The 10,081-nt window shown below is 33.0% G+C and carries 11 protein-coding genes; 8 read left to right on the plus strand and 3 right to left on the minus strand.

Going from position 1 to position 10,081, the window contains the following annotated elements; translation table 11 throughout:
* Positions 1 to 62 precede the first annotated feature (62 nt).
* From I4N53_RS08060 to I4N53_RS08075, 4 genes are read left to right on the plus strand one after another with little or no spacing between them, the layout of a single operon-like run.
* Positions 63 to 1,646 (plus strand): ABC transporter permease, encoded by a 1,584-nt coding sequence (locus I4N53_RS08060; RefSeq protein WP_214496004.1) that lies wholly within the window; start codon positions 63 to 65, stop codon positions 1,644 to 1,646.
* Positions 1,647 to 1,650: 4 nt separating this feature from the next.
* Complete coding sequence (locus I4N53_RS08065; RefSeq protein ID WP_214496005.1) at positions 1,651 to 2,085, plus strand: ABC transporter permease; 435 nt, start codon at positions 1,651 to 1,653, stop codon at positions 2,083 to 2,085.
* Between the two features lie 32 nt (positions 2,086 to 2,117).
* On the plus strand, positions 2,118 to 2,786 hold the full coding sequence (locus I4N53_RS08070; RefSeq protein ID WP_214496006.1) for an ABC transporter ATP-binding protein: 669 nt from the start codon (positions 2,118 to 2,120) through the stop codon (positions 2,784 to 2,786).
* Between the two features lie 48 nt (positions 2,787 to 2,834).
* The gene (locus I4N53_RS08075) at positions 2,835 to 2,999 is read left to right on the plus strand and encodes a hypothetical protein (RefSeq protein ID WP_211204194.1); all 165 of its coding nucleotides are present in this window, start codon (positions 2,835 to 2,837) and stop codon (positions 2,997 to 2,999) included.
* A 71-nt stretch (positions 3,000 to 3,070) separates the two neighbouring features.
* Here I4N53_RS08075 and I4N53_RS08080 read toward each other — a convergent pair whose 3' ends face one another.
* Positions 3,071 to 4,018: an AEC family transporter gene (locus I4N53_RS08080; protein WP_214496007.1), complete on the minus strand. Its 948-nt coding sequence runs from the start codon at positions 4,016 to 4,018 to the stop codon at positions 3,071 to 3,073.
* A 101-nt stretch (positions 4,019 to 4,119) separates the two neighbouring features.
* Between I4N53_RS08080 and I4N53_RS08085 the strand changes: the two genes are divergently transcribed.
* From I4N53_RS08085 to I4N53_RS08100, 4 genes are all read left to right on the plus strand, one after another.
* On the plus strand, positions 4,120 to 4,782 hold the full coding sequence (locus tag I4N53_RS08085) for an SdpI family protein (RefSeq protein ID WP_012994541.1): 663 nt from the start codon (positions 4,120 to 4,122) through the stop codon (positions 4,780 to 4,782).
* 232 nt (positions 4,783 to 5,014) lie between these two features.
* Positions 5,015 to 6,055 carry a M42 family metallopeptidase gene (locus tag I4N53_RS08090; protein WP_214496008.1) on the plus strand — a complete coding sequence of 347 codons (1,041 nt, stop codon included), beginning with the start codon at positions 5,015 to 5,017 and terminating at the stop codon, positions 6,053 to 6,055.
* Positions 6,046 to 7,068 carry a M42 family metallopeptidase gene (locus I4N53_RS08095; RefSeq protein WP_012994543.1) on the plus strand — a complete coding sequence of 341 codons (1,023 nt, stop codon included), beginning with the start codon at positions 6,046 to 6,048 and terminating at the stop codon, positions 7,066 to 7,068. The genes I4N53_RS08090 and I4N53_RS08095 overlap by 10 nt, the downstream gene beginning before the upstream one ends.
* Positions 7,065 to 8,048: a M42 family metallopeptidase gene (locus I4N53_RS08100; protein ID WP_214496009.1), complete on the plus strand. Its 984-nt coding sequence runs from the start codon at positions 7,065 to 7,067 to the stop codon at positions 8,046 to 8,048. Before I4N53_RS08095 ends, I4N53_RS08100 begins: the two co-directional genes overlap by 4 nt.
* Before the next feature lie 133 nt (positions 8,049 to 8,181).
* Here the strand turns inward: I4N53_RS08100 and I4N53_RS08105 are convergent, their stop codons facing one another.
* Positions 8,182 to 9,270, minus strand: coding sequence for a VIT1/CCC1 transporter family protein (locus I4N53_RS08105; RefSeq protein WP_214496010.1), 1,089 nt, complete (start codon positions 9,268 to 9,270; stop codon positions 8,182 to 8,184).
* 142 nt (positions 9,271 to 9,412) lie between these two features.
* Positions 9,413 to 10,081 (minus strand): thiamine pyrophosphate-dependent enzyme (locus I4N53_RS08110; protein ID WP_255549792.1); only part of this gene is annotated, 669 nt, incomplete at its 5' end.

Consider the following 10,081-nt stretch of genomic DNA (forward strand, 5'->3'; position numbering starts at 1 on the left):
ATTTAAAACAAGTTATATGATTTTAGATGTTAATAAAAAATATCATCAGTGAGGTGCTGTCGATGAGAGCTCTTTTTAAATTGGCTTTGCGAAATATCATTGCTAAAAAAGTAAGGTTTTTTATATTATTTCTTACTTTTGTTTTATCTGCCGTAACTTTAATGGCAGCTATATTTTTTAAAGATGCGGCTATTGAATCCAAAGAAGGGTTAGTGTATTCTATTGGTATTACACTAAAAAATCTCGACAGTATTTCTGATGTTGCTAATGATATAAGAAAAGTTATTGGCTCTGGGTACATAGTTGAAGAAAGGTATGATATAGAAAGTTATAAAGCTTATGTTGGAACGATAAGCATAGCATTGAGTATTTTTAGTGCGTTTACTATTTTCATAACTTTATTTTTAACATATTCTACTTTCAAGACAGTACTATATGAGAGGATTTCACAAATTGGTACTTTAAGAAGCTTAGGAGCAACTAAAATGGAAATATTTATAAGTACATATATAGAAAGCTTCATAATTATTACAATTTCCACTATAATTGGTTTAATTGTAGGTTTTCCTTTTTTGCATTTTATTCTTAAATTGATAGTTGAAGATGAAATTATAATGAAATTTAGCATTCTAAAGTTTATGTTAGTATTTTTTATGCTTTTGATTACAGGCTTATTAAGTGTTATTTTGTCAGTTTTGAGGATATTTAAAATTTCTGTAGTAGATATCATAAAAGGTAATGTGGAAAAACATACCAAAAAGAAAAATATTCTTAAAAATTATGCCGGAACAGTGATGATATTTGTGTCTATAATATTATTGATTTTAAGTGAGAAAATGGATAATGGTATTTTTTATCTTATCTCTGGAATTATTTTATTTTCGTTTTCATTTATTTTGCTTATAGAGTTTTTACATATTTTAATTAATAATACTTTATTAAAATTTATAAATTTACTGGGACCGGAAGCAAGATTGTTAAATAAAGAATTTAAAAGAGACTTTTCAAGATCAGCGGAATCTATAATACTTATTAGTATAATAATTGGAATAGCATATCTTAGTTTTACTTTATCATATTTGGTCAAAGAAAGTGTAGATAAGGTATATAAAGGTGTTGATATTGTTATTAATACAGATTCTTCAATGGGGTCCTTAGATGAAAAATTATCCTCTATTTCAGGGGTTGATAAAGTTGTTTCGCAGTTAAGGGTAAAGGAACGTATCAGAGATATGGATGTAGAAATTTCAGGAATTGATCCAGAGAAATATAAAGATTTTTCTTTTGAAATATATAAAAATGGTTCAATAGATGAATTATTTAAGCAATTAAATTATGGAAAAAATATCATAATTACAAATACATTTGCTAAGAACACAAATACTAAAGTTGGTGATTATATTCAAATTAAATCAAAAACAAAAGAGAAGGGAGAAAAATATAAAGTTATTGGAGTTGTAAGTAGTTTTGAGAATATGGGCAAAGTTCTTTTTATATCTAAGGACAATTTTATAAAGGACATTGGTTCTAATGACTACACTTTATATTTATTAAAAATCAAAAAGAATTACAATGTTAGCCAAGTGGAAAATGGTATAACAGAAATGTTGGGTAAAGGAGCTTACTATAGTTATAAATTCACTTGAAGAGATGAAAAAATTAAATGCTGAATATAATAATAGATTGTTTTTAATAGTAAATGCATTATTTTTAATATCGGTGTTTATAAGTATTTTTAGTTTAAATAATAATCTTATTATAAATGTTTTGACGCAGGTTAGATATTTTGCAATAAAAAGAACGGTTGGGATGTCCTTAAAGCAATTGTTATTTAGTATAATATGCGAGGGGGTTATTATAGGTTTTGAGGGAGGAATTTTTGGCTTATTATTTGGATTTTGTCTGAATCTCTTTATTGTGAAAATTTTGTCTTATTATGTTGGAGATTTATCTTTTGGATATAATTATTTAGTGTATTTAATTTTATTATTATCTTCGATTTTTATTGGTTTTATAAGTTCAATTTATCCTTTTATTAAAATTAGGAAGATTAATATTGTAGAAGCAATAAAAGGAATAGAATAGGTAAAAAAATAAAAATATAGGGAGGGACTAAAATGGTTATTTTAAAGACAGAAAAATTATTTAAAGAATACAATGTGGAAGGAAATGTGACAAAAGTTCTTAATGGTATTGATTTAGAAATCAATGAAGGAGAGTTTGTTTCTATTATGGGACCGTCTGGCTCAGGGAAAAGTACTTTGTTGTATGTACTTAGTGGTTTAGAAAAACCTACTTCTGGTAGTATCTTTTTTAAGGGAGAAGATTTAACTTTGTTAAATGATGATAAATTGAGTAAATTGAGAAGAAGAGAATTTGGTTTTATATTTCAGTTTTATAATTTGATACCTAATTTAAACGTTGAAGAAAACATAACACTCCCCTTAGAGTTTGAAGGAATAAATAGGAAAGAATATAAGAGGAAAGTTGATGATATTTTAGAGAAGATCGGATTGACTGAAAAAAGACAGAATTTTCCTTATCAATTATCGGGAGGACAGCAACAACGAGTGGCCATTGCAAGAGCGCTGATAATTGATCCTAAAATAATATTTGCGGATGAGCCAACTGGGAATCTTGATTCAAAAGCGGGAGAAGAAATTTTAAAGCTTCTGTATAATTTGAGTAAAGAAAATAATAAAACAGTATTAATGGTTACTCATGATAATTATGCTGCATCCTTCAGCGATAGGATAATTAAAATAAAAGATGGGGTAATTGAGTGAATTTTCCTCAACTTTTAAAGTTATAAAGACAAATACATTGCACATACAATGAAAGATATCCAAGATGTTATAAATAGGGTACTATCTGTAGTCTCGGCTGTACTTTTGGTTATAGCGGCAATTACGTTAATTGTTGGAGGTATAGGCATAGTTAATATACTCTTTATATCTGTAACAGAAAACCTACAACCATTAAAACCGAAAGGGAAATAAGAACGAACCTTAAAAATTCACAAATAATTAATTTTTAAGAAACCTTTATGACACAAAAAATATCCTCTGATTTATATAACCTTTATCAGAACCATCAAAAAAGGCATTATGACAACACTAAAGATTGTTGTATATGTAATCATACTTGTTGCAAATTCATAATCTGCTTTATAAACCCTTGCTATTATTGATGAGTTTACCATAACAGGCATTGCAGACATTATTATAAAGACATCTCTCATAAGCTTTGGAATTGGTATAAATAAATCTAATATCCATACCAAAGCAGGAGTTACCAAAAATCTTCCAATAAAAACCATAAAAGCATCTTTATCAAGCTTAAATTTGTCAAAACTCATTTCGTAAATAGTTATACCAACATAAAATATTGAAAGGGGTGTTGTAAGTCCTCCTATCATTTTGAAGCTGTCAAAAATAAATGTTGGAAGTTTAATATTGACAAAAACCAATATTACACCTCCGATAAAACCAATAAGAGGAGGATTAAATATTCTTTTTAACGTATCTAAAGTTAATATTTTTTGATCTTTGCCGTTTGTGTCCCGAGCAATACCGTAAACCCCTAATGTCCACCAAATTGTAGTATTTGCCATGTAATATAAAAGAGTATATGGCGTTGCAACTTCTCCAAAAAGAGCTTGAGACATTGGAAGCCCTACAAAAATGGAATTTGATAGTGAAAATATTGCTGTAAATACTCCTTTTCTTTCTCTTTTGACTTTAAAAATTTCAGCCAGTATGTATGCAATCAAGTAGGATATCAATATTGACAAAAAAGGTATCAAAAGTCCTCTTCCTGAGCGTTCTAATTGCTTTTTTGAGAAAGTTGATGTTATGTTTACTATCATAGAAAGTGGCAAAGAGATATTGACGACAAGTTTAGCAAATAAATCAGATATTGTTCTATCAAACCACCCTGCTTTTGCCAGGTAATAGCCAAGGGCTAACATAAATACAATTGTAAGTACCCCTTGAACTGATGATAGAAAAGTCTGCATTAAACTGCCTCCTTGATGTGAAATGTTAACTTTGTATTTACTTTTAAGAGTAACATAAAAAAGAAAAATTTTAAACTATATAAGAAAGGAGTAAAAATATTATGCATGAAAATTATGATGTAAAACAGGAAATGAAAAAAGATTGGTGGCTAATTGGAATTATACTATTGATATGGATTTTTACATTTGCTGTTTTTGGGCATCTGCCGGATAAAATTCCAATGCACTGGAATATTTCTGGCCAAGTAGATAGTTATGGTCCAAAGCAGGATGTCTTTATTTTACCTTCAGTTATCACTGTAATATATTTTTTGATGGTATTTGTTCCTCTGATTGACCCTAAAAAAGCTAATTACAGTAAGTTCGCCGGGGCATATAGGATGATAAGGGCTGTTTTAGTAATTATTTTATCTATATTGTACTTTGCCGCCACATATTCTGCATTAGGATATAAGGTGAACATGGATAGACTTGGGAGTGCTGTGATTCCTGTGATGCTCATTGCATTTGGAAGTGCTATGGGTAAGCTTCGCCATAATTATTTTGTAGGAATAAGAACTCCCTGGACGCTGGCAGATGAAGAGGTATGGAATAAGACACATCAGCTAGGCGGGAAACTATGGCTCATTGCAGGCATTATTGGTTTGTTTGCTTCCTTCTTCAGTGGTACATGGGTGGCTGTTTTGATGTTTGTGCTGTTAATTACTGCTGTTATAGTACCAATTGTATATTCTTATATAATTTTTAAAAATGAAGAAAAATAAAAGGGAATAAACGTAAGAACACCCCAAAGGTTCAAAAGGTTTACCAAAAATTGAACAGGATAACAAAAAGGATAGTGCTACATTTTATTAGCGAGTAAAGCTAATAAAGGCAGCCAATACCCCTTTGAATAAGCAGGAATTTGAGAGGTTTTGTAGAAATAATAAACTTGCAGGGGTGAATCATAAAAATAAAAGGAGAGGTTTAATAAAACTATATGGGAAGGGGTAGAAAATGGATTATAAGAATTTGCTAAAGAAATTATGCGAAAGCCATGGAGTTTCTGGACATGAAAGAGGAATTTATGATTTATTAAAAGAAGAGTTTGCTACAATTTCTGATGAAGTCACTGAAGATAAATTTGGCAATTTATTTTTTTTAAAAAAGGGTACAAAAGGTAAGTATAAGGTAATGCTGGCAGCCCATTTAGATGAAATAGGTCTTATAGTAAAGGATATAGACGATAAGGGATTTATCAAGTTTACCACTGTAGGGGGTGTAGACCAAAGAACTCTTCCCTCTCAAGAGGTAATAGTTCACGGAAAGAAGAATATATTGGGAGTTATAGGGAGCAAACCACCGCATCTTTTGTCTTCAGGGGATATGGAAAAGGCTATAAAGATTGAGGACATGTACATAGATGTTGGAATGAGTAAAAAAGAAATAGAGGAATTAATTAAAATTGGAGATGTAATAACTATAAAAAGAGAATTTAGAGAGCTTCTAAATGATTATGTTTCAGGTAAAGCTTTGGACGACAGGGCAGGCATTGCTGTAATGGCAATATGCCTTGAGGAGCTTAAGAAATTATACCATTATCACGATGTTTATGCAGTAGCAACATTGCAGGAAGAAGTAGGTGTAAGAGGAGCTACAACTTCTGCTTACAATGTTGAGCCAGATATTGCTATTGCTATTGATGTTACACATGGTAAAGCCCGAGGTGTTAGTACAGAGATAGAGCTGGCTAGAGGTCCTGCTATAGGGAAAGGTCCTAATATACATCCAGCTGTATATAAAGGGCTTGTGGATACTGCAAAAGAGTACAATATAAATCACCAAATAGAGCCACTTCCTGGACCTTCAGGGACAGATGCATGGGCTATACAGATTTCAAGGGGAGGAGTTCCAACAGGACTTGTCTCAATACCTTTAAGGTACATGCATACATCAGTGGAGACTGTTAATATGAAGGACATCATAAATAGTGGAAAGCTTTTGGCCTATTATATTGCCAATCTTCCAGAGGAATTGGAGGGACAACTATGTTATTAAAAGAGCTGACAGATTTGATGGGTGCTTCAGGAGATGAAAAAGAAGTAAGGGAGAAAATTAAAGAGATTGTAAAACCTTATGTTGATGAACTTTATGTAGACAAAATGGGTAATTTAATAGCCTGCAAAAAAGGGAAAAAGGAAAAACCTAAAGTGATGCTGGCTGCCCACATGGATGAAGTAGCTTTAATGGTGAAGTCTATAAACGAAGACGGGACTTTGAGCTTTTCACCTGTTGGGGGAGTAGACAACCGAATACTTGTATCTAAAACTGTAAAAGTGGGCGAAAAGAGGGTAAATGGCGTAATAGGTGCTAAGCCTATACATCTTCAAAAAAGGGAAGAGCAGCAGAAGCCTCTTGATTTTGATGCATTGTACATAGACATAGGGGCTACTTCAAAGGAAGAGGCATTAAAGCACGTTTCTGTAGGGGATTATGTGTATTTTGATGCCAACTTTGAATTACTGGGAAATGGATATGTAAAATCAAAGGCTTTAGATGACAGAATAGGCTGCAATGTTTTGATAGAGATCTTGAAAAGGGATTATGAATATCCTGTTTGTGCAGCTTTTACTGTGCAGGAAGAGGTTGGTTTAAGAGGAGCTGGCGTTGCAGCCTACAATATAGAGCCGGATTTTGCTATAGTTGTGGAAGGCACAGTGGCTGCGGATGTTTCTGACTCGGAACCTCATTTGGTTTCTACCGAGTTAGGGAAGGGGCCGGCAATTTCATTAATGGACAGAACGACCCTTTATGACAAAAAGATAATTAACAAGATTGTAAAAATAGCAGAAGAAAATGGTGTGCCTTATCAGTTTAGAAGGATAGCCAGTGGTGGCAATGATGCAGGTAAAATTCACCTAACGAAGGGTGGCATAAAAGCAATTGCTGTATCTGTCCCCTGTAGGTATATTCACTCTTTTAATTCTGTAGCCTTTTTAGAGGATTTTAACAACACAGTCAAATTAGTTGATTTGATAATAAAGAATATTGCGAAGGAGGCTTTGATATGAGCTTAAATATAGAATTGATAAAAAAACTTACACAGACTTATGGACCTTCAGGAAGTGAGGAGAAAGTTTTACAGGTCATAAAAGAGGAAGTAAAAAATTTTTGTGATGAGATTACATACGATGCATTAGGGAATATGATATGCAGAAAAACAGGAAAAGGAAAAAAAATAATGGTGGCTGCTCATACAGATGAAATAGGACTTATGATTACACACATAGAAGATGAAGGTTTCTTGAGGTTTACTACTATAGGGGGAGTTTCTGTAGAACAGATAGTAGGGAGGAGAGTGGTTTTTAAAAATGGAGTTCAAGGAGCCATAGGAGTAGAATATTTAGAGGATAAAAAAGATTTTAGAGTTGAAAAATTGTATATAGATATTGGGGCAAAAAATAAGGAAGAAGCTCAAAAATATGTCAATATTGGAGATAGTGCATCTTTTGCAGGTGAATTTATTGAAGCAGGTAATAGACTTATATCAAAGGCTTTTGATGATAGGATAGGATGCTATGTAGTTATTGAGGCACTAAAAAATCTTAAAACAGAAAACGAAGTGTATTTTGTGTTTACTGTTCAAGAAGAAGTGGGGACAAGAGGAGCTGCTGCAGCTGCCTATAACATACATCCTGATTTTGCTGTAGCAGTTGATGTTACATCAACTGGCGATACACCTAAAGCGAAAAAGATGGCAGTCTCTCTTGGTAAAGGGGCAGCTATAAAAGTGATGGACAGGTCAATAATAGTAAGCCCTTCTGTGAGGGAGATGATGATTGAGGTAGCGAAAGAAAATAACATTCCTTATCAGTTAGAAATACTTGAATTTGGTGGAACTGACGCAGGACCTATACATTTGACAAAAGGTGGTATACCGGCAGGTGTTATATCGATTCCTACAAGGTATGTTCACAGCATATCAGAGATGGTAGACAAAAATGACATTGAGGCAAGTATTGAACTTTTGAAAAAAGTTCTTGAAAAGTAATTGAAAGAAGTATCAAACGTTCTGTTTTTCTCTAGACAAGATAAACCTTCATTTTGCTTGCTTGTTAAGGCCAAAAAGTAAAATAACTAAAAAAGATAATATAAAAATAAAAAAGGGCAGAACCTCTGCCCTTTTATGCTTGTATGCCAAATACATATTGTACCAAAGTGCCGAAAAGATATGATAAAGCTGCTGCTCCAAGGCCTGTTGTTACCATTTCTAAAACCTTTCCTTTTACAGAAAGACTTTCTGAAGCGACAGATACTACAATTCCTACTATAGAAAGTGCTATTGCTGCAAAAATTACTGAAAATAAAAGTGCTACTAAAGATGACGAGGTGATTATAAAATAAGGCAAAACGGGGAATAGGAGTCCCACAAGGTATGCAATGCCGGTATATAGAGCAGATTTTATTTCGTTTTCAGAAATTTCTTCTGTTAATAGGTTTATCATGGCATCTTCATTGTCACTGAGTTTTCCTAAGATTTCTGTTCCGACATCTTCAGGTATGCCAGATTGTAACAATTTACTCACGAATTCCTCTTTTGCCCTGTCCTTAGACACTTTGAATAAAAGTTCCATTTTACTTTTTATTCCCTCATTTACTTGTCTTTGAGACCGTACAGAGGTGTATGCACCTATTGCCATAGAAAGAGCACCAGCTACTCCTACTACTAAACCTGCGGTTCCAACGGTGATGGGGCTTTTTGGATAAATAGCTGAAAGTCCTGTTACAGTTCCTAAGATTTCCACAAGGCCATCGTTCATTCCAAGTATGAAATCTCTTATGTTTTCTATGTTGAATTTATCTTTTTGTCTGCTAAACATTTTTTCATGTTCAAGCTCATCTTCTATGATTTTTGAGAGAATTAATTTTTCTTCTTCTGTAAGAGAAGCTTCGTTAAAATAGCGGTAATAGGATTCGGTACTTGTTATTTCATTCATCTCAAGTATTGTGACGAATAATTTGCTTCCAACTAAGGTTCTTAATATTTTATAAGTAAAAAGCTTAAATTTGTGAAATTTTTCTTCTAGAATTTCTATATTTCTGTCTTTTAAAAATTGATGCCAAAATTTTGCATGAGCATGCTCCATTTTTGCAAGTGCTTCAAAATTACTTTTAGTTTGTGGATTTTTTTCTATTTTCGCAAGGTATGTGTAAAGGTCAGCAGCTTCAACTTCTTCTTTGTAAAAACTAATAGCTTGGTCTATAGGATTCATTTGTAAACCATCCTTTCAGAGAATAATTTTTGCGAAAATACCAGAAATAAAATTCATATTTATTATACCATATTAAAGAAGGGTTAAATCCAATAGTGACAATTTTTACACATAAAAAAGGAGGGAGCGTTCCCTCCATTTTTTATTCATCTTTTGCCAATTTTTCGTAGATTTTATACCTCTCTTGAGCTTGCTTCTCAGCTTCTTCAAAGAGCTTCTGTGCTTTTTCAGGGAAAGTCTTTTCAAGAGCTGAGAATCTGACTTCACCTTGTAAGAAATCTTTGACAGAGAGTTTTGGTGGCTTGGAGTCGAGTATGAATGGATTCTTGCCTTCTTTCTTAAGAAGCGGATTGTATCTATAGAGAACCCAATATCCTGCCTCTACGGCCTTCTTTTCTTCTAATTGACTACAGCTCATACCTTGCTTTATTCCATGGGCGATACATGGAGCATACGCAATGATGAGAGATGGCCCTGGATAGCTTTCTGCTTCTACTAGCGCTTTTATTAATTGTGTCTGGCTTGCTCCCATTGCAACTTGTGCTACATATACATAGCCATATGTCATTGCCATTCTTCCTAAGTCTTTCTTGCCGATTGGTTTACCAGCTGCAGCAAATTGTGCTACTGCTCCTACTGGTGTTGCTTTTGAGGATTGTCCGCCAGTATTTGAGTAAACTTCTGTGTCGAATACTAAAACATTTATATCTTCTCCCGAAGCAAGGACATGGTCTAATCCACCATAGCCTATATCGTATGCCCAACCATCGCCACCAAATATCCATTGAGACTTCTTAATAAGATAGCCTTT

The organism is Thermoanaerobacter sp. CM-CNRG TB177, from assembly GCF_018588165.1.
In the GTDB taxonomy this organism is placed as follows: Bacteria; Bacillota; Thermoanaerobacteria; order Thermoanaerobacterales; family Thermoanaerobacteraceae; genus Thermoanaerobacter; species Thermoanaerobacter thermocopriae.